This window comes from Streptomyces sp. RLA131 (assembly GCF_056270125.1).
Window position 1 is genome coordinate 270,808 of record NZ_JBWDOQ010000002.1, and the last position, 21,432, is coordinate 292,239.

Here is a 21,432-nt window from a genome sequence, read left to right on the forward strand (position 1 = left end):
CCGCAGATCAGCAGGTCGGGTGACCTGCGAGGTTAAACGTCAAGCTCAGGGCGGCTCCTAGTAGTGCCTGGTCAGGTTGATATGGACGTTGGTATGTCGCGGTGACAGGTCGGGCAGGCGCCGGTCCAGAGGGCGAGGAGTGTCTGTAGCTCGCGGACGACTTGGTAGAGGCTCAGGCCGGCGCCGTGTCTTTTGGGGCCCGGGCCAGTCGTTGCAGGGTGCAGAAGGCGTGCGCGACGGAGACGAGGGTGACGTGGTGGTGCCAGCCGTTCCAGGTTCGGCCCTCGAAGTGGGCGAGTCCCAGGGCCTGCTTCATCTCCCGGTAGTCGTGCTCGATGCGCCAGCGGAGTTTGGCGAGCCGGACCAGCGTGGTCAACGGCATGCCGCAGGGCAGGTCGGACAGCCAGAACTGCACCGGCTCGCTCTCGCCGGCAGGCCATTCGGCCAGCAGCCAGCACACGGGCAGTTCCGGGCCGTCGACGTTCTGGCGGACCTCGCGTCCGGCGGGCCGGATGCGCAGGGCCACGAAGCGCGAGTACATCCGCCTGCGGCCCGAGCGGCCGGTGCCGGGCCGGGAGCCCTCCCGCCACTGCACCGGCCGGGCCGCCTTCCGGCCCGCCGCGGTGACCAGCTCCTTCACCGACTGCGGCTTGTCGGGATACTTCGCCACCGGCGGGCGTCCGGTCCCCGCATACGGCTCGGCCACCGGCACCGCGCCGGCGGGCTGAGCCGACAGCGTGCTGGAGATTCCCACGACGTAGTTCAGGCCGCGGGCCTGCAGTCCGTGCCGGAACGCGGCGGCGTCGCCGTATCCGGCGTCCGCGATGGCCAGCGGCACCTCGATCCCCCAGGAGCGGATCTCGTCGAGCATGTCCAGGGCCAGCTGCCACTTCTCCACATGCCCGATATCGTCCGGGATGCCGCAGGCGGCACGTCGGGCGACCTTGTCCGCATCGGCCTTCGGTGAGGCGGGGTCCCAGGTCTGGGGCAGGAACAGCCGCCAGTTGACCGCCGCCGAAGCGTGGTCGGAGGCGAGGTGGAGCGAGACGCCGACCTGGCAGTTGGTGACCTTGCCCGCGGTGCCGGTGTACTGCCGCGACACGCATGCCGAGGCCGTCCCATCCTTCAAGAACCCGGTGTCGTCGAAGACCAGGGCCTCCGGACCGATCGCCTCCTCCATCCGCCAGGCCAGCCGGGCCCGGATGTGCGCCGGGTCCCAGGGGCTGGTGGTGATGAAGTTGGCCAGTGCCTGACGATTGCCGTCCTCCCCGAGCCGGGCGGCCATCGGCTCGACCGACTTACGCTGCCCATCGGTCAGCAGCCCCCGCAGATAGACCTGCCCCCACCGACGCTGATCCTTGCGCGCAAACGGCTCGAACACCTCCGCCGCGAACGCCTCCAACTCACCACGCACCACAGCAATCTCGTCCGGAGTCACACACACTCAACGCCACACCCGACCCACAGGACACGCACCACCACAACCAACCTGACCAAGCCCTACTAGGTCCTGTCTGGAGTTCGGATCAGGAGTTCGGTAGATCGCCTGCGCGCGAGGGCTCGGTCTTGATAGGCCGTCAGTCATGGCGCGAGGCGATCTCACCGAAGAGCAGTGGGCCCTGATCGAGCCCCATCTCCCGATTGCCGCGGTTGGGCCCATCCCTGACCTGCGGAAACACTTCAACGCGGTGATGTGGCGGTTCCGGACCGGTAGCCCCTGGCGTGACCTGCCGACCGAGTTCGGGCCCTGGCCGAGCGCGTACGACCGCTTCCGGATCTGGGCGACGCGGGGTGTTTTCCAGGATCTGATGCAAACAGTGATCGCCGAGGCCGCCGCCCGCGGCCAGGCCGACCTGGGCCTGGTCAGCGTGGACTCTGCGACCGCCCGGGCCCACCATCACGCCGCCGGGATGGCCCTGGACCCCGAGCAGTTGGCGGCCTTGGAAATGGCCGTCGAGGCCGAAAAGGGGGCGATGGCAAGGCGCAAAGAACGCAGGACGGACAGGCCGAGGATGAGGCGCGCGTCGAGCGGCGACGGGTCCGCCGACGACACCGAGCCCGCTTGAAAGCCGCCGAGCTGGGGCGTTCCCGGGGCGGACTGACGAGCAAGATCCATGTGGCGGCTGACCGACGCTGTCGCCCGCTTGCGTTCGTCCTCACGCCCGGGCAGGCCGGCGACAGTCCGCAGTTCGCCCCGGTCCTGGAACGGGTGAAGGTGCGCGGCCCGATCGGGCGCCCGCGGACCCGGCCGGATGCGGTGGCCGCGGACAAGGCGTACTCGTCCCGACGCAACCGCCACTACCTGCGACGACGCGGGATCCGAGCCGTGATCCCGGAGAAGGTCGACCAGGCCGCGAACCGCAAGAAGCGTGGCAGCGCTGGCGGTCGGCCAGTCTCACACGACGCGACACTCTACAAAGAGCGCAACACCGTGGAACGGTGCATCAACCGGCTGCGGAACTGGCGCGGTATCGCTACCCGGTACGACAAGACCCCGGAGAGCTACGAGGCCGGACTGCACCTGTGTGGTGCGATGCTCTGGCTCCGCAGCATCGCACCACACTCGTGATCCGAACTCCAGACAGGACCTAAGGCCCTCCGCAGCCATGCTCGCCGCCTACGCGGCGGACCCCTCCCTCGCAGCCCTGCGCATGGACTTCACCAGCACCCTGGAGGAGATGCTGGCCACGCTCATCGCCGGGACCTCGGCCCGGGCAGGGGACTGACCATGTGTGGGTCATCTGCCGGAGCCGACACAGGGGGCACAAGTGCTCGACGCCCGCCCGCGAGACCTTCGGATGGCCGACGCGAACGGACTGCCCCCACGTGTCGGGCTGTCCGCGGCCAACACTCACGACAGCCAGGCCTTGAAGCGCACCGTGTGAGCTGGGGAGGCTGGGGAGTTGGTGGTTTCACCAACTACCCACCCCCGCGTCGACACCCCGGGCGCCCCTCCGCGTCGCGTCGCGTCGTGGGCGCCCGCTTCGCTGTGCGCGTCAGGCCGACGCCTTGACGGCCGAGCCCGTCTGGGCCGCCTCCCGTACGACGCGGCGGCGGGTCGGCAGGCCCAGGGTCGGGTTGGCGACGCTCCAGGCCGCGCCCTTGCAGACCAGCTCCTTGTAGACGGCGGCGAGCCGGCCGGTCAGGGCCGCGCTGACAGCTCGGTCGTCGGCGGTGACGTACTGGATCAGGCCTTCCTTGCGGCCCAGCGAGATGCACTGATTGAAGTAGCGAATCGGCGCGTTCGGGCGCTTCCCACCGGTCAGGCGCGCCGCGATGGCGTCGGCGGCCTGCCACGCGGCGGGGGTGCCCGAGGCGCACGACATCCGCAGCGGCTTGTCGCCGGGGCCCATCGCCATGGCCGCGTCGCCGATGGCGTACACCTCCGGGTGCGAGACCGAGCGCATGGTCGCGTCGACCACGATCTGGCCCGTGCCGGTGATCTCCAGGGCGGTGGCCTGCGCGATCGGGTGGACGGCGAAGCCGATGGTCCACACGGTGACCGCGGCCGGGATGGCCTTGCCGTCCGCAGTGGTGACGCGGTCGGCCTCGACGCCGGTGACGGCGACGTGCTCGTGCACGGTGATGCCGAGCCTGCCGAAGACCTTCCGCAGGTGCCCGCGGCCCTTGTCCGAGAGCCAGTCGCCGAGGCCGCCGCGGGCGGCGAGGGCGACAGCGAGGTCCGGGCGGGCCTCGGCGATTTCGGTCGCGGCCTCCACGCCGGTGAGGCCGCCACCGACGACGACCACGGGCTGTCCGGCGTCCAGGCCGGCCAGACGCCCGCGCAGCCGGAACGCTCCGGGCCGGCTCGCGATCTCGTAGGCGTGCTCGGCGGCGCCGGGAACGCCCCGGTCGTTCCAGCCGCTGCCGAGGGCGTACACGAGGGTGTCGTACCCCAGCTCCTCGGCGACCCCGTTCGCGTCGACGACGGCGACGGACCTGCGGTCGACATCGACGCCGGTGACCTTCGCGAGCCTCAGCTCGACGCCGGTGCCCGCGAACATCTCGCTCAAAGGCCGGGGCTTCAGCTCTTGGCCGACCGCGAGCTGGTGCATCCGGACGCGCTCGACGAAGTCGGGCTCGGCGTTGACGAGGGTGATGGCGACGTCGTCACGGCGCAGCCGCCTGGCGAGGCGGCCGGCCGCGATGGCTCCGGTGTATCCGGCGCCGAGGACGATGATTCGGTGCTGCATCTTCTTTGCTCCTGTCTGCGCGGGTCCGCCCCTGGTCTTGCGCGGTTTCGTCCCTTGAACCGAGCAGCACGCCGTTTCCTGACAGGAACCCGATGTGAAGCAGCTCACACCGGAATCAAAGGCACCTCATCGGAATCGGGAGCACCACACATTGCGGTCAGAAGGCGTGGAACAGGGGTTCTCCCTGATCGGCACCTGCCCACACCTCGGTCGCGCGTTCGAGCTTGTCGGGGTTGGCCTGGTTGCGGAACGCGGCGATGCCTTCGGCGGTGACCTCCAGGCACATGATGCCGACAACCCGGCCATCGACGACCGCCACGACGGCGGGGCCGCCGTTGGCGGTCGTGGCGTAGACCCCGGGCGAGCCGCCGGCCAAAGCGCGCTTGGACCGTGCGGGTTTGAACAGGCCCCGCATGAACTTCGCGACGGCCAGGGCGCCCTCGAACGGCTTGACGCGGGCCGGGACCTTCCCGCCGCCGTCGCCGATCGAGACAGCGTCGGCCGTGAGCAGCCGCACGAGCGGCTCGGTCTTCCCCGTGGTGGCGGCCGCCAGGAACTCCTCGACGATCCGCCGGGCGGCGGCCTCGTCGATCTCGGTGCGGGCCCTGCCGTCCGTGATGTGCTTCTTGGCGCGGTGGAAGATCTGCTGGCCGGCGGCCTCGGTGATGTCGAGGATCTCGGCGATCTCCCGGTGTGAGTAGCCGAAGGCCTCCCTCAGCACGTACACCGCCCGCTCATTGGGGGACAGCCGCTCCATGAGGGTGAGGACCGCGTACGAGACCGACTCGCGCTGCTCGGCGGTGTCGGCCGGGCCGAGCATCGGATCCCCGTCGAGCAGTGGCTCGGGGAGCCACTGACCCACATAGGTCTCGCGCCGCGCACGGGCCGAAGTGAGCTGGTTGAGGCACAGGTTGGTGAGCACCCTCGTCAGCCAGGCCTCGATGACCTCGATGCGCTCGACGTCGGCGGCCTGCCAGCGCAGGAAAGTCTCCTGCACGGCGTCCTCGGCCTCGCTCGCCGAGCCGAGGAGGCGGTAGGCGATGGCCTCCAGACGGGGCCTCGCGGCCTCGAACCGGTCCACGTCCTTCATGGTCAACGGCATAGCCCGCATCCTAGTGGGGCAACGCCAGGGGCCCCAGGGTGTTTTCCGGAGTCTCGCAGGCACTCTCCCCGGGGCAGCGGGCTCCCCCGTGACCACCCTGCGGGTGCACGCCACCTGGCTTCAGCGCATGAACCGCAACACCGCAGGTATCCTGCGGCGGCACGCCGAACAGGAACACGGCCGCCGCAACCGCCCCAAGCCACCGGAACGACCGACCACTTCGGCAACGGCAACGGCGGCCGACCACCCGTGTGATCTGTACCTGACCCGACCCGGCAACACCGTCATCGCGGACCACCCCTACACCCAGGCCGACGGGGCCGGCGACGCCGATGCGTCAGCACTGGGCAAGCCCGTCTCCCCCGGGAAGCGGACACCGACGGGTCGTCAGCGGCCAGGACCCGGGACGAGGTCGGCTACGCCGTCGTACCCGCCGTCTCATCGGCGGGAGCCGGAGCGACCTCGACCACATCACCGACCTGCGTGACAGCGGCGCCCGAAGCAGACTCCGACGACGAGGGCGAAACCTCACGCGGCTCGCCCGGCGCCGCCTCCGCCTCCGCCTCCGACAGATCTGCGGTCGCCTCGGCCGTCTCCGGCCACCGTCGGCGTCGGCAGCGCTGCGCCTGGCGGCTCGGCCTCCTGCTCCGGAACCGTCCCGGTCGAGTGCGACGGAACCACCGGAATCGGATCGTCCGCAGCGGTCGCCACCGTCGGCGAGATCACCGCCACCATCGACAACAAGCCGGTCAGCAGCGTACCGACCGACCCCGGCGACCGCCGTCGGCGAGCATCACCGCGAGATCGGTGGCGGTCCGACCTGGATCGTGCCCGGTGCCGCGCGGTCGCAGCGGCCTGAGCGCGGTGGAGTAGGCGGTGGTCAGAGCGGTAGCCTCGGCAAGATCGGCCAGCAAATGTGCGCCCGCGTGCCCGACCACCCCCGAACCGTCAGTGGAGACATGGAGCTTGGGACGAGAACCGATACCCTGCACGCAGAACGTGCCTTCCGCTTGGACCGACAGAACCCCTCGACAAGGTTCATCGTCCCAGCGCAGAAGGCACTTTCGTATTTCCTCCCCGCTTCCGGCCTCATCTCAACCGAACCGGCGAGGTCAGTCGCCGAGGACCCGCTCCCACAGCAGTCCGTCCCGCCAGCTCCCGTCGAGAAAGATCGAGGAGTGCGCGACGCCGTACGGGCTGAACCCGTTGCGGCGCAGCACCCGCTGCGACGGCAGATTCTCCGGATTGGTGGATGCCTCGGCGCGGTGCAACCCGAGTTCGTCCGTCATCACCCGGAGTACAAGCCCGACGGCGTGCCCGGCGTGCCCTTGATTCTGGGCGACGCTGGCGATCCAGTATCCGACGGAGCCGCGGCGCAGGTGCGGCTGCGGCAGGATGCCTCCGACGGTGACCTGCCCGATCACCTGGCCGTCGGCGAGCACCACGCCCGGCCAGACCGCGCCGGCCCGGTATCCGGCCAGCAGGCTGTCGATCCGCTCCGCCTGGCCCTCCGGGGTGAAGAAGTCGGCCGGCTGGGCCGGTTCCCACGGCCGGAAAGCCTCGAAGTCCCGCACCCGATGCGCGGCGATCGGGGCGGCGTCGGTGGGCTCGATCAGGCGGATCCTGGTGCTGTTGCGCATGGGCTGATCCTGGTCGCGGTGCGTCGGATGAGACGGTCAGCCTATGCGAGGGTGCCCGCGCCGGCCGCACCCTGGCAAGGCAACTGACGGGACTTGGGTCCATCACTCTACATGAGCGTACGGGACCAAGTCCCGTAGACTGTGTTCATGGCTCGCTGGGAACCGAACGCAGCAGAACGGCTCGCTCACGCTGCCCTTGACCTGTTCGCCGAGCGGGGCTACGAGAACACGACCGTGATCGACATCGCGCAGCGCGCGGGGCTGGGGAAGAGCACCTTCTTCCGGCACTTCCAGGACAAGAGGGAAGTGCTCTTCGGCGGCGGCGCGATGAACGGACTGCTCACCGAGGCCATAGCCGCAGCGCCGGCAACCGCCGCCCCGCTCGATGCGGTCGCTCACGCGCTGGATGCGGCCGGCAGAGAGGTCTTCACACCCGCACGCCGCGAATTCACTGCCCGCAGACAGGCGGTGATCGCCGCCAACCCCGAACTGCAAGAACGCGAAGCGCTGAAGAACCTCACCCTCATCGCATCAATGACCGAGGCGCTCAAACGGCGCGGCGTTCCCGACCTGACCGCTCGCGTGGCCGCAGAACTCGGCGCGCTCGCCTCCACGATCGCCTACGAACGCTGGAGCCGGACGACCGCCGACGAAGACTTCAGCGAGATCGCGCGACAAGCGCTCGACGACGTGCAGGCATCTACAGCCTTCTGCTGACACGGCGACTGCCTTGAACAGGCCGGAGATGGCTGCAGTGACTCGCAGACCCGGCCGCCCGCTTACCGGGCGCAGCCGGGAGGCTCCGGAGGCGATGTGCTGTTTGGCGGCGCGGCCTGTTTCTTGGTGTATCCGGCGTTGAGGAGTTCTTGGGTGAGGCGGGCGGCCTCGTTCTGCGGCGGCTGGCCGCCTCGACGGCCGCGGCGGCGGGGCGTGGTGCGCTTGCGGGGGGCCACCGGGCGGCCTGCTGCTGTTCGGCGAGGTGGGCGCCGCCGAGGAAGGGCAGGCGGCCCTTGAGGAGGAAGTCGCCCGGATTGCCGTGGTAGGGCCAGTCGGCGTCGTCGGCGGTGTAGATGGCGTCGGCGCGGAACGCGACAATGCTGTCGGGTGGCAGGCGCAGGGCGCCGACCGAGACGTCGTCCTCGCGCATCTGCATGGACAGCGGTCCGGCCCGGCACCGGTCCCTCAGCTGGGAGCGCACCACGTTCGCCCCCGAACCCCTGCGCCCACTCCGATCTGGCCGTCGGACGGCCCGCTTCCTGAAAGCGCGAGGCTAGAGCGCCACCGTCCGAGCGGCCGCCGTGCTCCGCAGGGCGTCGAGCAGCCCGCGCAGTGCGGGCTGCTCGGCCGGTGACGACTCCCGCACCGCCGCATGGATCGACCGGACCGGCTCCGGATTGCGGACCCTGCGGACTGCCACGGCGGGATGGGGGTCGCCGATTCCCAGTTCCGGAATCAGGGCGATACCGAGCCCTGCGGCCACGAACGCCTGCGCCGTGGCATGGTCCTCGCTCTCCACCACGAAACCCGGGCTGAAACCTGCCGATGCGCAGGCGTCGAGAACGGGATCCAGGCAGGCCGCCTGCCACGCGTTCGTCGCGGCCGCCGGCCGGGTCGTCCCGGGCATGCGCGACCGCCAGCTCGGCGACGACGAACGTGTGATCGTGCACGAGAACGTCGCCCGCGTTCGGGCGACGCTGGACTGGATCGAGACGGCCGTGGACACCGGGAAGGTCGACGTCGACGGCGAACTGGCCAAGCTCCTGCAAGGCGAGTAACCGTGCCACGCGCTTCCGAGCGCAGATCGCCAGCCGCGCAGCGACACGCCGACACCGTCCGGTTCGTACTGTTCGAGGCACGTCCGGCCGGTCTGACCTTCGTTCAGCTGGTCAGAGCTGGCGAGCTGTCGCCCCATCAGACCCGCTCGGGCCTGGCCTGCCTGCGGGACACCATCACCGAACGCGGCTGGCCACCGCTGATCTGGACCCGGCCGGACGGCTACAAGTTCTGCGCCGACCCCGCCGAACTCCAGGCATACGAGGTCGCGATCATCCGCGGCAAGCTCACCGAGATCCGCCGCTTCATCACCGCAACTGTCGCCCCGCACGCCGCTCTCCAGCCCAAGGGCCGGTGGATCAAGCACCTGAACACCCAGCTCAACTCGGTCGAGTCCACGCTCGATGTGATCGCCGACTTCACCGACGCCTGACCGGTGGGACCGGCCGCGAAACGGCCGGTCCCACCCCGTCTTGAGGGAGGGACACGTTGGCACGGCGACGCTGCTACCCCTCGGACACCTTCGACGACGAATGGGCCCTGCTCGAATCCGCGACCACCTCCGCAAACGCATCCGCCGCGAGAGGGGCCGCGCCCCTGGAGCGGTCGCCACCGTCATCGACTCCCAGTCGGTGAAGGCCGCCGACACCGTCGGGAAGGACTCCCGCGGCTACGACGCAGGCAAGAAAATCAACGGCCGCAAGCGGCACCTGGTCGTGGACACCAAGGGCCTGCCCCTGTTCGTCATGGTCACCCCGGCCGACATGACCGACCGCAACGCGGCGAAGGAAGTGCTGTTCCGGCTACGGCTGATGCACCCCGAAATCACCATCGTCTGGGCCGACTCCGCCTACGCCGGACAGCTCGTGACCTGGGCGAAGACGTACCTGAACCTGACGATCAAAACCGTCAGCCGCCCGAAGAACACCCCCCGGATTCGTCGTCCTGCCCCGCCGCTGGGTCGTCGAACGCTCCCACGCCTGGGTCATGCACGCCCGCAGACACGCCCGCAGACACGCCCGCAGACACGCCCGCGACTACGAACGGCTCACAGCACTCGGAGTCACTGATCACCTGGGCCGCGATCACCCTCATGACCAGGCGAATCACCCGCCGAAGTTCCCGCAGAAGCGGACAACCGGCCTCCCGCGAGGCCCAACGCGACTGATCCACTTGGCACTGACGGTCAGCAGTCCCACCAAGAGGTCACCGGGCCCTCAAACCAGCCCAATTGTCGCACCACCACGCGGCTCCATCAGCGCAACCAGCAAACCGAGGCCCGCCCGTCAGCCGCTGACCACGGGATCGAGAGCCTTTGCCATGACCAATTCCCTGCGCACACCATCCGGCAGCAGGTCGCCCGGCTCCCCGGTGTCCTTGAAGCCGTGACGTTCATAGAGCGCGATAGCTGCACGATTATCCGGCATCACTGACAACCGCAAGGTCCTAGCGTCCCTCTGCACAGCCCACTGCGCGATCTCTCCGATCAAGAGGTCTCCCACCCCCTGACCTCGAACCGTGGGGCTGACCCACATCGAGATCAACTCCACGGCATCTGGCTGCTCAGCCGGTACACCGCTGACCATCCCGACCGGCCCGCTCGCGCGGACTGCGACAACGTTGTGAGACCGAGGAATTCCTAGGCGGTCTCTCCAGCGTTCCTCCCGGTCGCCCTGCCCCTGCCACTCCGCCAACGTCGAGCCGAAGGCATACGGCGCCTCGGCAAGCGCGGCTAGCCGCAAGTCGCGCCACACCGGCCAGTCATCCGGTCCCAGAGAACTCAGTTCGATCATGTCAAGACGATGCTCCTAGACGGGAGTCATCCGCAACCAAGATTAGAAACAGGCAGCTTGTTCTTTATCTGCCGGCCTCGAACAGCACCTCGAACTGAGTCGCTCACCTGGGGATTCGCCGGACGTGCGGGCGGCCTTCGTCTGATCGTGTGTTCCGACCAAGGAATGCACGTGACCAAGACGAAGGCCGTGAGGGTGAGTCTGCTGCCTGATGCTGTCCGGCGGGAAGCGTTCGCGGAGGCGTCACGCTTCCGGGGTGAGTTCTACGAGTGTCTGACCGCTCGGCGCGATGAGTTGTTCGAGTTGGTGGACGCGGTGCTGTGTGCGGACGGTGCGGTGAAGTCCCCGGTGGACCTGACCCTGTTGCCCGAGCATCGTCGTGGGCACGGAGCGATGTACGGCGGCCTGAATCGCGGCCGGATCGACGTCGATCGGCTGCGGACGGTGCTGGCCGGGCTGCCGCTGCCGCGTTTCGAGGGCGGGCGCCTGGTCCTGGCGGTCGATGTGTCACCGTGGCTTCGTTCGGACGCGCCGTGCTCGGCCGAGCGGCTGTTCTGCCACGTCTACGGCAGGGCGAAGACGGCGTCGCAGTTCATTCCGGGCTGGCCCTACTCCTTCGTCGCCGTGTTGGAGTCCGGCGCCACGTCATGGACCGCGATCCTGGACGTGGTCCGGCTCGGCCCGGCGGACGACGCGACCGCCGTCACCGCCGGCCAGCTGCGAGGCGTCGTCGAACGGCTCATCACTGCGGGCCAGTGGAAACCCGGCGACCCGGACATCACCATCGTCGCCGACGCCGGCTACGACGTCACCCGCCTGGCCTGGGTGCTGCGGGACCTGCCCGTCGAGATGGTCGGCCGCGTCCGCTCCGACCGCGTCATGCGCCTGCCGAGGCCACCGCGGACGCACGGCGTCAACGGCCGGCCGCCCAAGCACGGCCCGGAGTTCCGCTTCGCCAAGCCGGAGACCTGGCCCGAACCCGCGATCACCACCGCCACCGCGACCACGAACTACGGGAAAGCCGAAACCCAGGCATGGGACCGGGTCCACCCCCGGCTCACACACCGCTCCGCCTGGCTCGACCACGAAGGCGAACTTCCCCTGATCGAAGGCACCTTGGTCCGGCTGAAGGTCGAGCATCTGTCGAAGGTACGGGACGCTCCGCCGGTGTGGTTGTGGTCCTCGAAGACCGGCGCCGCCCCGGACGACATCGACCGTTGCTGGCAGGTCTACCTGCGCAGATTCGACCTTGAGCACACGTTCAGGTTCGCAAAACAGACCCTTGGCTGGACGACCCCGAAACTCCGCACTCCGGAGGCAGCGGACCGCTGGACCTGGATTCTGATCGTCGCCCACACCCAGCTCCGGCTTGCCCGGCCGCTCGCCGCAGACCTCCGCCGGCCGTGGGAGAAACCCACCGCCTCCGACCGGATCACCCCGGCCCGGGTCCGCCGGGGGTTCAGGAACATCCGCGCTCACCTCGCCTGCCCGACCCGTGTTCCCAAACCCACAGGCACTGGGCCCGGACGGCCACCCGGCGCCAAGAACAAACGCAGGGCACCCCGCTACGACGTCGGCAAGACTGTCAAACGCCCCGAGACCCTCAAGGCCATCGGCAAGCCTGGAAGATCCTGGTAGATAAAGATCAAGCTTAGAGGTCGTTTTCGCCTGTTCCGCCTGGCTATAGGACGATTCCTGTAGTGCCGGATGGTGGTGCGGAGGAGGCGGCAGATGTGGTCGGGGTCTGTGGTCCGAGTGAGGTGACGGGTGGGGCGGGATGCTGCTTGTTCCTGTCTCGTCCCAGGTACGCCCGGGTTGCCTGGCTGTGTGCTTCTGTCGTCGCTGCTGTGCGCCTGGGCGCACTCGGTCCGTGGCGGTATGGCGTAAGCATGCCGACGCGACGCCCGTATCCGAGTGACCTGTCCGATGCCCGCTGGGAGTTGGTCGAGCCGGTGCTGTCTGCCTGGCGCTTCGAGCGCCGTGGCAGGGCCCTGGACTTCGGCCGGCCGCCCGAGCATGACCTGCGCGACATCATGGACGCGATCTTGTATGTGGACCGAACCGGGGTCCAGTGGCGCTACCTCCCGCACGACTTTCCGCACTGGAACACGGTCTACGGCTACTTCACGAAGTGGCAGAAGGAAGGCGTATTCGTCCAGCTCAACGGCCTGCTCAGGCAGCTGTCGCGGCAGAGGGAAGGACGGGACGCCGAGCCGTCGGCCTGCGTGATCGACGCCCAGAGCGTCAAGACCTCCACCAGCGTTCACGCCTCCAGCCAGGGCATCGACGCAGGCAAGAAGATCGTAGGCAGGAAGCGGAACATCGTCACCGACACGATCGGACTCCTGCTGGCGGTGCTGGTCACAGCGGCCAGCGTGCAGGACTCCGTGGCCGGCACCCAGCTCCTGGACCGGGTCGCCGCCGACCACCCCGGCATCCGCAAGGCCTGGGTCGACGGCGGCCACCGCCAGCACCTCGTCGAGCACGCGGCCACACTCGGCATCGACATGGAAATCACCACCCGCGCCCCGGGGACCAGGGGATTCACACCCATACCGAAACGATGGGCGGTCGAGAGAACCTACGGATGGCTCATGTTCCACCGCCGCCTGGCCCGCGACTACGAGACCCTCCCCGCCCGCTCCGAAGCCATGATCCACATCGCCATGAGCGCCCTCATGGCCCGCCGCCTCACCAGCGAAAACACCATCTCCTGGCGTGACCCGACACCACGGGCCAAACGGCAGATTCCGGGATGAAACACCGGGAGAAAACGACCTCTTACGCGTGAGCCTTCAGGTGCCCATGAGCGTAATGAGTGCCCGACGGCGCACCCGTCCACGAGATCCCGCCCGATCGAAGTGATCGGACGGAATCTCGTCAACCGCTCCCGAGCCGACTCAAGAACAGCTGAGCTCAGGCGGCAGTGCCCTTCGGGTCAACGCAGCAGCACGTCGCAGGTGGACGCGAAGAACTCGCCCGTCTTACCGCCGTTACCGCCGTCCGGGGTGTCAGGGCCGCCGTGGCCGCCCCAGATCTGCACGACTGCTGCCCTGCCGGTCCGCCGTGGGAAGGTCGCGAACTCCCAGTTGCTGGATTCTTCTTCCCTGTGCGAGCCCTGGACCTCGACCAGGAAGGGGGTCGGTTCCAGGTCCTGCCAGCTCAGGCCCCTGGTCGGATCCCAGTCCTCACGGGTGATGAACCACCGGTGGGACCAGGACTCCGACGTGTGGTAGGCCGTGTAGTCGTAGGTGAAGGTCTGGCTGGGGGCAGAGGTGTCCAGCTCCGTCAGGGGCCACTCCCCCAGTGCGGAGTCCGGCGCCAGGTCCAGACCGCGGAAGGCTGGGTTGCCCGTGGACGGGACGGTGTAATCCTGGAAGAACTTGCGGTACTCCAGGTACTTCAGGGCGTCATTCCACGGGTAGTCGGCGAGCATCCGATCGGCGCCCGGCACCACCTCCTGCCAGACGGTGCTGCTGTTCACGTTGCGGGCCTCGACGCAGATCTTCGCGGGATCCTCGTCCCGAATGGCGGCGGCCGCACGGCTGCGCGGGTGGTTGACGGTGCCGTGGCGCGGTGCCGCGTCCCTGCCCTTGGGGGTCTGCCGCGGCTGTTGCGGGGACGACCAGGGCCGGGAACTCGCCGGACGCACGGTCACCTCATTGGTGAACGGAGTGAACTGGCCGTCCACCTTGGCACGGATCTTCACGCTGTACTCGCTGTCCGGCTCCTCGCCCAGGTCCACCCAATGGGAGTTGGACGGTGTCCAGTCCCAGGCGGGCCAGAAGAGGAAGACGGTCTGCCGGGCCTCGCCGTTGATCCACACCTCGTAGACGTGCGGGTAGGGCGCTGCGCCGTTGTTCCAGTCCTCCGGGGGAGGCCACGTCCCCTGCTCGGGGCTGTTACCGCCGATCTGCCACCGCAGGCTGATGCCGCGCATCGTATGCGGGCCGTCAGCGCGGTGCCTGACGTCGGCGCGAAGGTCGGACGGGGCCGAGTTCTGAGAGCGGCCGCTCATGATGTCCCTCTTCCTGGAGAATGCGTCCTGCGGAATATCACCGTGAGACGTTTTAAATGACACATAGCGGCGCATCTCCGGACGCCGACACGCCCGACGCAAAGGCTACGTTCGCCCATTCATGTGGCACTCGGTCGAATGTGAGTACCTCTTATCAAAAGCTCGTATGCCAGCGGCGCGGGCGTTCCGCACCCGGCCCCGTGACGGTCATGTCCCACTCTCAAACGGCTACGGCGAACGGACATGCGGTCGCCGTGTGGCGCCCCGGCGGGCCCTCGCGGGATCGGAATGCTCGCTGAGGGAGGAGCCCTGACCGGTCGGTCAGGGTGCGGTTGAAGGTGAGCGGGCCACCCCTTTTGACGCTCCGTCCCCAACTCACAGAAAATTGCGCCAGACTCCAGAACAAGTGCTTACGGACACCCGGGCCCTGCACGCGACCCTCTGGCGAGGCTCTTCGTCGCGGCGTCGGCACCACGAACCGCCGACGCCGTGACGGAATGCCGACCTGACGGATTCACCGCCGACGACACGGACCCACCTGACGCGGGGCGGCTTCAGTCGTCGCGCCCGGCACCGCGATCGGGTGCGCTCATGTCGCCCGTCCCGGGCGTGCCATCGGCGAGCCCGTAGCGCAGGTACACCGTGCCCTTCGGAGCGGCTACCGGCGGTCCGAGGAGTGTGACGTTCGTGGGCACCGCGCCACCGTCGAACACCTTCTTCCCGACGCCGAGCACGACCGGGTGGACCCAGAGGTCGAGACGGTCGAAGAGCTTCTCGCGCAGGAGGGTCTGCACCAGGTTCAGGCTCCCGACGACCTTCACGTGCTCGTGCCGGTCGCGGATCTCGCGCACCGCGCCGGCCAGATCCGGGCCGAGCTGCGTGGACCCGGACCACGCAAGGTCGGGCCCGCCGCGGGAGGCCACGTACTTCGGGACGCTGTTGAAGAGCGTGGCGATCTTGTTGTCCTCGCCGCCCTCCTGGTACGGCCAGTAGGCGGCGAAGATGTCATACGTGCGCCGGCCGAGCAGGAGCGCGTCCGTGCCCTCGTACGCGGCAGCGACCTGCGCCCCGGTGACCTCGTCCAGCAGGGGCGCCTGCCAGCCGCCGAACGGGAATCCCTCCGGGTCCTCGTCGGGGCCGCCGGGCGACTGCCCGACGAGGTCGAGGGTTGCGAACAGCTCGATGTGGATGAGGCCCATGCCGTACTCCCGATGAGTTGGTTGTCCCGGTCGGGAGGTAGACCTGTGGGCGCCGGCAGACTCATCGCTGCGACGGCAACCAGTCTCGTACTCGTCGACCGTGACGGATTTGCCGCGGCGGAGCTCTACGGTGATCACCGCGACCTGCGGTCGGCTCTCTGACCGCCGCGGGTGAGGTGTACGCACTTCTCCGGCCACGTACACGAGCGCGGTCGAGCGGTATCTCACCGGCGCGGGCATCGCGAAGTCCTCCGCGCGGATCCACCGGATCTCGCTGACGACGTGGGGGGATGGTCGCCGGGGAGTCGGCACCGACCGGGCGGGCCCGCCGCGGCGCGAAGCCACCCGCGGTCCCCGTCCCTGTCATCGATGGCCCTGCGCCGCCCCAGGTGCTGGCCGAGCTGGCCGCCGCGCGGGCGGACGAGATGGACGCCGACACCGTCAACCGCGAGTTGTCCATCGCGCGCAAGGCGAGCGGGCTGGTGTCAGCGACAGGGCTGGATCACCTGCGATCCGACGATCGGCATCGAATGGCGCCCGGCCCCGCCGGACCGCACCAAGGCCCTGGCCGAGAGTCAGATCGCTGCCCTGTGGCGGCTGGAGGTGGCGCTGAGGGAGAAGACCTTCTGGAAGTTGCTCTACGAATCGGCTGCCCGAGCCGACGAGGTGCTGTGCCTGAACGTGCAGGACCCGTACCCGCAGGACAAGCGCGGCAAGATCACCGCCAAGGGCGGGGCCGACCGAGTGGATCCACTGGCAGTCCGGCACCGCCCAGCTCCTGCCCCGCCTGATCGCCGGCCGCACACGCGGGCCGCTGTTCCTGACAGGCCGCAAGGCCCCGGCCGGGGCGGCGACGCTGGACGTGTGTGAGGAAACCGGTCGGGCCCGGCTCTCCGGCCGCCGGGCGGAGGAGATCTTCGAGACCTCCCCCCGGCTGCTGGCCAACCCGCTCGCCCGGCCCGAGGATACCGAGGACCTGGAGGGGTGGACCCTGCACCGGCTCAGGCACAGTACGTTGACGCCCGACGCGGAGAAAGGCACGTCCACGCCTACGCTGTCGGCCCGCTCCCGCCACGCCTCCGTACGGTCCCGGGAACGGTACGCCCCGCCCCGGCGTCGACGCGGGACGCCCGGCACGTGGCGCAGCGCGACCCCATCGCCCGTCGCCGGAAGTGGACCAGGCACATCGGCGGTCAGGGCACGGATACCGTCTGCCGAGCGCCGTCACTTCCCGTCCTGAGTCGGTTGCGGCGAGGGGGCGGGGCTGGACGCCGTCGCCGGCCGGCGCGAGATAGCGCAGATCTGCCAGGTGGCGGAGTACAGCAGCAGTGCGACCGCCAACGAACCGCCCGCTCTCTTGGCGGCCCCGGTCAACACGCCTTCGGCGAGGGTCCCCCACGGAGCTTGGACCGTCTTGGAGGGATAGCTGGTCTCGCTCGCGCCGTCGCCCAGGTCGACGGTAGTCGGTTGGCTGTAGTCCACTTCGGTCACATAGCGGTAGGCGTTGAAGTCGTCACGGATGTTGACGGCGCCACCCAGCACGGGTGCCGCAACCAGCAGAGTCACCACGCTCCACCGCATGACGGGACCCAGGCGGGCAACGGCGTCGGTGCCGCCGTGGGTGCGCAGACGGTCCCGGCGCCGCCAAAGATGCCAGCCGCCGGCCGCCAGGCCGAAGGCGGTGCTCGCGTACTGCAGCAGCCGGGCGACCGTGAAGCCTCCCAGAGCCGAGGCGCGCAGCGGCTGCATGTGGGTGACCAGGAAGCCGTCGCGGGATTTCGGTGGCCCGCTGCCGCCCGGGGAGTGGAAATTGTGCGCCACCAGCGCGGTGTCGGCCTGAGGGATCAGGCGAGGGCGGCGGCCAGCAGGGCGAAGGCGGCGATGATGACGGCGACGCGGACGTAGTGGAAGCGGTCCCAGCGGTTCATCTGCTCCTTCCAGTCCTCGGGCCGGTTCTCGGTGGTCCACGCCTTGCCCCGGTTGTTGATCGGGACGAGCAGCAGGAGCGACATGACCACGCTGAGGATCAGCAGCGCGCCGGCGGTGACGACAAGGCCGGCGCCGTCGTGGTGCCATCCGGCGATGGCCCAGACCGCGCTCAGGACGAGCGAGCCGATGTACCAGAACGGCATCACGGCGCCGAGCATCCGGGCCCCGTGGCTTCGGCCGCGTTGGCTGCTGTCGTCGGGGAGGGCGTTGAGGATCGGGTTGATGACGAAGGCGACGGAGAACTCCACCCCCACCATCAGGCCGACGACCACGGTGGTGACGATCTCAAGTGCGTTGAGCACGATGACCTTCCCGGGTTCTAGTGTTGCTAGCTGATGAGGCAACGCTAGTTCTGCTGCCGCTTGATTGTCTAGCGGTGCTAGGGTCGAATCGTGTCGGTACAGGAACGCAAGGAGCGCGAACGGGCGGCCCGCGAGCGCCTCATCGTGGCGACGGCCCGCGAACTCGCCGAGCAGCAGGGCTGGGACGCGGTCACCACCCGCCGGCTCGCCGAGCGCATCGAGTACAGCCAGCCTGTCCTCTACAGCCACTTCCGCGGCAAGCGCGAGATCATCGGCGCCGTCGCCCTCCAGGGCGCCGCCGAGATGGCCGCGGCGCTGCGGGCCGCGGCCTCCGCCGCGGACGGCCCTCGCACCCGGGTCACCGCCCTCGCCCGCGCCTACCTCGAGTTCGCCGAGCGCAACCCGGCGGTCTACGACGCCATGTTCCAGCTCGACGGCGGCCTGGCGTTCGCGAACGAGGACACCCCGGAGCCACTGCAGGACGCCTTCGCCGCCCTGCTGGAGACTCTCGGCGAGGTCGCCGGGGACGGCGTCCACCCGGCACTGTTCACCGAGGCGTTCTGGGCGGCCCTGCACGGGCTGGCCACCCTGACCCGGGCGGGACGGCTGCCGCCGGAGGACACCGAGCGGAGGGTGGAACTGCTGGTGGACCGGCTCGCCATGGTCTGACACACCGTCCCGGCGGGCACGCAGCCGGGTCCTCGGGCCCCGCTGCCTGCCTGCGGCATCACTTCCGGTCACTCGCGCCCACACGGCGCAGCCGCAGATCGCCGGGCCCCCTACCCCCGACGCGGCACCCGCCCCGGAAGCTGCGGTGCTCATTGATCACGACCCGATACGCGCCCTGGTACTGCGGGGGAGGCTGAGGGGGACGAGGTCGGAGGATCCCCTTCGACGGCCCAGCGGCTTCCGGCAATGCGGATGAGTTCGTCCAGCCGCAGCGCCAGCCAGCCGAAGGAGATCTCCCACTACATCGCCTACTGCCCGGCCGGCACCACACGGGCCAGGACCCAGTGTTGCCGGTCCTGGCGATGCCAGGGACGCACCTCGACGCGGGCCCAGCCGAAGACGCGCGGCCCGTGGGCGCCGTCGCCGCACGAGCGGCGTTTCCACTTCTGCCGCGGCAGGCCGGGGAACAGGTCGTGGACGGGGTGGTCGATGGCCCAGCGGGTGACGACTGTGTCGTGCCGGGTGGTGGCCATGACGTGGAAAACATCAGCCTGCTCAAGCTCGCCGCCGGCCTTTGCTGAAGCCGTAGGCGGCGTCCGCGGTCACCCACCGGAACGGGATCTTGTCCGCGATCGCCCGGCGGACCATGGTCTTGGCCGTCACCACCTTGGTGTCGAAACCCACGTCGTCCTTGACGCCGGCCCTGCGGCACGGTCGGCAGATACAGTCTGCGGTCGATCGGAGTGCTCGCCGGTGGTGCCCGCGCCGACGTTCGGGCACCAGCGTCAGGTCCACCGGCGAGACCACCGGACCGTCCACGCACAACATCGCATCCGCGAGTTCGAAGAAAATTCGTCCCGCCGGGCGGTCAGACACTCATAGAACTCGCCCAGCAGGCTCACCCTCACGGCCTTCGCAGTGGCCACGTGCACCTTGGTCGGAGCACCTGATCAGACGAAGGCCGCCCCCACGTCCAGCGATTCCCCTTGCGAGCGATCCGTTCGAGACGCCGTTCGAGACCGTGGCACCATGTACCGCATGACGACGAACCGAAAGGATCGGCGCCCCACTGGAGGATTTCCGGAGCAGAAACCCTCAGGGGCGTGCGTGCCAGGCCTGGATCAGCCTGACCAGTCGGCGGGCCGGGACGTCGCTGCGGACGAAGAGCACGGCCGCGAGCAGGAGCAGCATGCCCAGAGCGAGGGCGCCGGCCGCCCCTGCGGTGAGGCCTCCTCGTGCCATCGCCGCGGCGAAGGCCCCGACGGTGCCGAGCGTTCCGGCGATCCTGGCTGCGGTCGTGCTCACCATGGCGCATCACCCGTCCGAGGCGGATGGTGAAGGATCAGTGACAGACGCGGTATGCCGAGCAGCACCCGGGCGGTGAAGCGGGTTCGTGCGCGCCGCGTTGGGAGCGTGGCCAGTTCGCCGATCCACTCCTGCAGCCACCGCGCCCGCACGGTGGGAGGCAGCAGCAGGGTAGTTGCGGCGAGCACCCGCTGAGAAACCGTGTGGAGGGGCGCAGGTGGGCGAAGGGCGGCCGAGGCGAGGTCCTGGAGTTCGCTGCTGAGCGTGTCCAGCCCGAGCGCGCGGGCGACCGGGGCTTGGATGTCCAGGGTCTCCTGGGCCTTGCGCAGTTGGGTCGCGCGGGCCAGGAAACGGACGGTGCGTATGTTGTGCAGCCGATCGGCCAGTTTGAGCACCAGGACGGCTCGTTCGCGGTCCGGCAGAGTCGGCGTTAGGTTCGTGAGGGCTGTCAGGGCCCGCCGGACTCGCGTGTCGTCGGCTTGGCCGGCTACCAGGTCGGCGATCTCCTCGCCGAATTCGTCGCGGAGCCGGTCGGCGGGGTACGCCGTGTCCTCCAGGAGGTCGTGCAGCAGCGCTGCACACACCACTTGGTGGTCCATACCGACATCGGCGGCGATCGTCGCGACCGCGACCGGGTGGGTGATGTAGGGGTGACCGCTTTTGCGTTTCTGGCCGTGGTGCCAGTGCGCGGCCACCGCGTAGGCGCGTTCGATCAGCTCCACGTCCATCTGCGGGTGCCGGGCCCGGACGGTCTCCAGCAGGGCCCCGAACGCCAACTCCGCGGCAGCTTCGGGCTGGGTGCCCGGTCCTGCGCCTGACCGCCGCGGGCGTTTCATGGCTGTCCCCCGCCGGTGCCGGGCTGGGCGGCGACCCAGCCCGGCACCGGCCGCCTGCCGGAACGGTAGGCGCGGGCCAGGGCGTCCCGGGCCTGTTCGGCCCCGTCGATGGTGATCCGGTAGAAGCGGCGGCGCGGCCGCCCGGCCTTCTCGTGGACCGCCGGGTCCTCCCAGGCGCTTTCCACCCAGCCGACGCCTTCGAGTCGGGCGAGGATCGGGTAGATCGTGCCCGACGGCAGTCCCGCCAGGTCGCACAGCTCAAGGCCGTAGCGTTCCTTGGCGGGTTCCTCCAGTAGTGCCCGCAGGACCAGTTGGGTCTGCAGGGTCATCCTCGGTGTACCCATACCCGTACTCTACATAGCCTGTATATGGCATGTCTAGATGCCGGAATTGGGTGCCGGTGCGGCAGGGCGAGCCGACCGGGACGGCGCAGGTGGACATCGGACGCGCGTGCGATTCCACGCGCCTGAAGTCGTCGGTCACGAGCGCTGACTGTGAGGGCGTTTCAGACGTCCAAGCGTTTGCAACAACTCATGACACATGAAAATCCGCAGCATGATCGGCGACCGTCGCCGTGTTTCACGAGCGAACATCTATGAAAAAACCCTCTGGC

Annotated in this window: 19 protein-coding genes and 5 pseudogenes; 9 read left to right on the forward strand and 15 right to left on the reverse strand. The window is 69.2% G+C overall.

Annotated elements, in window-relative coordinates; all coding sequences use genetic code 11:
• Positions 1-172 precede the first annotated feature (172 nt).
• Complete coding sequence (locus RWE79_RS01845; RefSeq protein ID WP_475938225.1) at positions 173-1,438, reverse strand: IS701 family transposase; 1,266 nt, start codon at positions 1,436-1,438, stop codon at positions 173-175.
• 145 nt (positions 1,439-1,583) lie between these two features.
• On the opposite strand from RWE79_RS01845, the pseudogene RWE79_RS01850 reads away from it, so the two are divergent.
• Together RWE79_RS01850 and RWE79_RS01855 are read left to right on the forward strand one after the other, a co-directional pair.
• Positions 1,584-2,569, forward strand: a pseudogene (locus RWE79_RS01850) (IS5 family transposase).
• A complete protein-coding gene (locus RWE79_RS01855) occupies positions 2,529-2,726 on the forward strand; it encodes a hypothetical protein (RefSeq protein ID WP_475945547.1) in 198 nt (65 codons plus the stop codon). The pseudogene RWE79_RS01850 and the gene RWE79_RS01855 overlap by 41 nt, the downstream one beginning before the upstream one ends.
• Before the next feature lie 270 nt (positions 2,727-2,996).
• Here the strand turns inward: RWE79_RS01855 and RWE79_RS01860 are convergent, their stop codons facing one another.
• From RWE79_RS01860 to RWE79_RS01875, 4 genes and pseudogenes are all read right to left on the reverse strand, one after another.
• Positions 2,997-4,193, reverse strand: coding sequence for an NAD(P)/FAD-dependent oxidoreductase (locus tag RWE79_RS01860; protein WP_475938226.1), 1,197 nt, complete (start codon positions 4,191-4,193; stop codon positions 2,997-2,999).
• Positions 4,194-4,350: 157 nt separating this feature from the next.
• On the reverse strand, positions 4,351-5,295 hold the full coding sequence (locus RWE79_RS01865) for an RNA polymerase sigma-70 factor (protein ID WP_475938227.1): 945 nt from the start codon (positions 5,293-5,295) through the stop codon (positions 4,351-4,353).
• 776 nt (positions 5,296-6,071) lie between these two features.
• Positions 6,072-6,317: pseudogene (locus RWE79_RS01870) on the reverse strand (IS1380 family transposase); the annotation flags it as partial.
• Between the two features lie 90 nt (positions 6,318-6,407).
• The gene (locus RWE79_RS01875) at positions 6,408-6,935 is read right to left on the reverse strand and encodes a GNAT family N-acetyltransferase (RefSeq protein ID WP_475938228.1); all 528 of its coding nucleotides are present in this window, start codon (positions 6,933-6,935) and stop codon (positions 6,408-6,410) included.
• Positions 6,936-7,082: 147 nt separating this feature from the next.
• On the opposite strand from RWE79_RS01875, the gene RWE79_RS01880 reads away from it, so the two are divergent.
• Positions 7,083-7,652 carry a TetR/AcrR family transcriptional regulator gene (locus tag RWE79_RS01880; RefSeq protein ID WP_475938229.1) on the forward strand — a complete coding sequence of 190 codons (570 nt, stop codon included), beginning with the start codon at positions 7,083-7,085 and terminating at the stop codon, positions 7,650-7,652.
• A 553-nt stretch (positions 7,653-8,205) separates the two neighbouring features.
• Here the strand turns inward: RWE79_RS01880 and RWE79_RS01885 are convergent.
• On the reverse strand, positions 8,206-8,559 hold the full coding sequence (locus RWE79_RS01885; RefSeq protein ID WP_475938230.1) for a LysR substrate-binding domain-containing protein: 354 nt from the start codon (positions 8,557-8,559) through the stop codon (positions 8,206-8,208).
• Here RWE79_RS01885 and RWE79_RS01890 point away from each other — a divergent pair.
• The 3 genes and pseudogenes from RWE79_RS01890 to RWE79_RS01900 form a co-directional block, all read left to right on the forward strand.
• Positions 8,513-8,710, forward strand: a pseudogene (locus RWE79_RS01890) (DUF6192 family protein); the annotation flags it as partial. The gene RWE79_RS01885 and the pseudogene RWE79_RS01890 overlap by 47 nt on opposite strands.
• Positions 8,711-8,712: 2 nt before the next feature.
• Positions 8,713-9,141 (forward strand): RacP protein, encoded by a 429-nt coding sequence (locus RWE79_RS01895; protein ID WP_475938231.1) that lies wholly within the window; start codon positions 8,713-8,715, stop codon positions 9,139-9,141.
• Between the two features lie 112 nt (positions 9,142-9,253).
• Positions 9,254-9,822 (forward strand): annotated as a pseudogene (locus RWE79_RS01900) (transposase); the annotation flags it as partial.
• Positions 9,823-9,994: 172 nt separating this feature from the next.
• Here the strand turns inward: RWE79_RS01900 and RWE79_RS01905 are convergent.
• Positions 9,995-10,501, reverse strand: coding sequence for a GNAT family N-acetyltransferase (locus RWE79_RS01905; RefSeq protein ID WP_383430231.1), 507 nt, complete (start codon positions 10,499-10,501; stop codon positions 9,995-9,997).
• Between the two features lie 165 nt (positions 10,502-10,666).
• Between RWE79_RS01905 and RWE79_RS01910 the strand changes: the two genes are divergently transcribed.
• Together RWE79_RS01910 and RWE79_RS01915 are read left to right on the forward strand one after the other, a co-directional pair.
• Positions 10,667-12,139, forward strand: a complete 1,473-nt coding sequence (locus RWE79_RS01910) for an NF041680 family putative transposase (protein ID WP_475938232.1) — start codon at positions 10,667-10,669, stop codon at positions 12,137-12,139.
• Positions 12,140-12,390: 251 nt separating this feature from the next.
• Positions 12,391-13,260, forward strand: a complete 870-nt coding sequence (locus RWE79_RS01915; RefSeq protein WP_475938233.1) for an IS5 family transposase — start codon at positions 12,391-12,393, stop codon at positions 13,258-13,260.
• 179 nt (positions 13,261-13,439) lie between these two features.
• Here the strand turns inward: RWE79_RS01915 and RWE79_RS01920 are convergent, their stop codons facing one another.
• The 4 genes from RWE79_RS01920 to RWE79_RS01935 all read right to left on the reverse strand — a co-directional run bounded on the left by RWE79_RS01920 (position 13,440) and on the right by RWE79_RS01935 (position 18,009).
• On the reverse strand, positions 13,440-14,519 hold the full coding sequence (locus RWE79_RS01920) for a lytic polysaccharide monooxygenase auxiliary activity family 9 protein (RefSeq protein ID WP_475938234.1): 1,080 nt from the start codon (positions 14,517-14,519) through the stop codon (positions 13,440-13,442).
• 554 nt (positions 14,520-15,073) lie between these two features.
• Positions 15,074-15,718: a dihydrofolate reductase family protein gene (locus tag RWE79_RS01925; RefSeq protein WP_475938235.1), complete on the reverse strand. Its 645-nt coding sequence runs from the start codon at positions 15,716-15,718 to the stop codon at positions 15,074-15,076.
• Positions 15,719-16,942: 1,224 nt separating this feature from the next.
• Positions 16,943-17,539 (reverse strand): DUF4184 family protein, encoded by a 597-nt coding sequence (locus RWE79_RS01930; protein WP_475938236.1) that lies wholly within the window; start codon positions 17,537-17,539, stop codon positions 16,943-16,945.
• A 23-nt stretch (positions 17,540-17,562) separates the two neighbouring features.
• On the reverse strand, positions 17,563-18,009 hold the full coding sequence (locus RWE79_RS01935; protein WP_475938237.1) for an anthrone oxygenase family protein: 447 nt from the start codon (positions 18,007-18,009) through the stop codon (positions 17,563-17,565).
• A gap of 90 nt (positions 18,010-18,099) precedes the next feature.
• Here RWE79_RS01935 and RWE79_RS01940 point away from each other — a divergent pair, with 90 nt between their 5' ends.
• Positions 18,100-18,678 carry a TetR/AcrR family transcriptional regulator gene (locus RWE79_RS01940; RefSeq protein WP_475938238.1) on the forward strand — a complete coding sequence of 193 codons (579 nt, stop codon included), beginning with the start codon at positions 18,100-18,102 and terminating at the stop codon, positions 18,676-18,678.
• Positions 18,679-18,899: 221 nt separating this feature from the next.
• On the opposite strand, the pseudogene RWE79_RS01945 reads toward RWE79_RS01940, so the two are convergent.
• The 4 genes and pseudogenes from RWE79_RS01945 to RWE79_RS01960 all read right to left on the reverse strand — a co-directional run.
• Positions 18,900-19,534, reverse strand: a pseudogene (locus tag RWE79_RS01945) (transposase); the annotation flags it as partial.
• A gap of 239 nt (positions 19,535-19,773) precedes the next feature.
• Positions 19,774-19,986 carry a hypothetical protein gene (locus RWE79_RS01950; RefSeq protein ID WP_475938239.1) on the reverse strand — a complete coding sequence of 71 codons (213 nt, stop codon included), beginning with the start codon at positions 19,984-19,986 and terminating at the stop codon, positions 19,774-19,776.
• Complete coding sequence (locus RWE79_RS01955) at positions 19,980-20,711, reverse strand: HD domain-containing protein (RefSeq protein WP_475938240.1); 732 nt, start codon at positions 20,709-20,711, stop codon at positions 19,980-19,982. The genes RWE79_RS01950 and RWE79_RS01955 overlap by 7 nt, the downstream gene beginning before the upstream one ends.
• 104 nt (positions 20,712-20,815) lie before the next feature.
• Positions 20,816-21,163 (reverse strand): PadR family transcriptional regulator, encoded by a 348-nt coding sequence (locus RWE79_RS01960; RefSeq protein WP_475938241.1) that lies wholly within the window; start codon positions 21,161-21,163, stop codon positions 20,816-20,818.
• Positions 21,164-21,432 lie beyond the last annotated feature (269 nt).

Excerpts from the sequence above, each read along its gene's own strand:
- RWE79_RS01860 (WP_475938226.1), bottom strand. The coding sequence starts at position 4,193 with ATGCAGCACCGAATCATCGTCCTCGGCGCCGGATACACCGGAGCCATC.
- RWE79_RS01865 (WP_475938227.1), bottom strand. The coding sequence starts at position 5,295 with ATGCCGTTGACCATGAAGGACGTGGACCGGTTCGAGGCCGCGAGGCCC.
- RWE79_RS01875 (WP_475938228.1), bottom strand. The coding sequence starts at position 6,935 with ATGCGCAACAGCACCAGGATCCGCCTGATCGAGCCCACCGACGCCGCC.
- RWE79_RS01880 (WP_475938229.1), top strand. The coding sequence starts at position 7,083 with ATGGCTCGCTGGGAACCGAACGCAGCAGAACGGCTCGCTCACGCTGCC.
- RWE79_RS01885 (WP_475938230.1), bottom strand. The coding sequence starts at position 8,559 with ATGCCCGGGACGACCCGGCCGGCGGCCGCGACGAACGCGTGGCAGGCG.
- RWE79_RS01905 (WP_383430231.1), bottom strand. The coding sequence starts at position 10,501 with ATGATCGAACTGAGTTCTCTGGGACCGGATGACTGGCCGGTGTGGCGC.
- RWE79_RS01910 (WP_475938232.1), top strand. The coding sequence starts at position 10,667 with ATGCACGTGACCAAGACGAAGGCCGTGAGGGTGAGTCTGCTGCCTGAT.
- RWE79_RS01915 (WP_475938233.1), top strand. The coding sequence starts at position 12,391 with ATGCCGACGCGACGCCCGTATCCGAGTGACCTGTCCGATGCCCGCTGG.
- RWE79_RS01920 (WP_475938234.1), bottom strand. The coding sequence starts at position 14,519 with ATGAGCGGCCGCTCTCAGAACTCGGCCCCGTCCGACCTTCGCGCCGAC.
- RWE79_RS01925 (WP_475938235.1), bottom strand. The coding sequence starts at position 15,718 with ATGGGCCTCATCCACATCGAGCTGTTCGCAACCCTCGACCTCGTCGGG.
- RWE79_RS01950 (WP_475938239.1), bottom strand. The coding sequence starts at position 19,986 with ATGGTGAGCACGACCGCAGCCAGGATCGCCGGAACGCTCGGCACCGTC.
- RWE79_RS01955 (WP_475938240.1), bottom strand. The coding sequence starts at position 20,711 with ATGGACGTGGAGCTGATCGAACGCGCCTACGCGGTGGCCGCGCACTGG.
- RWE79_RS01960 (WP_475938241.1), bottom strand. The coding sequence starts at position 21,163 with ATGGGTACACCGAGGATGACCCTGCAGACCCAACTGGTCCTGCGGGCA.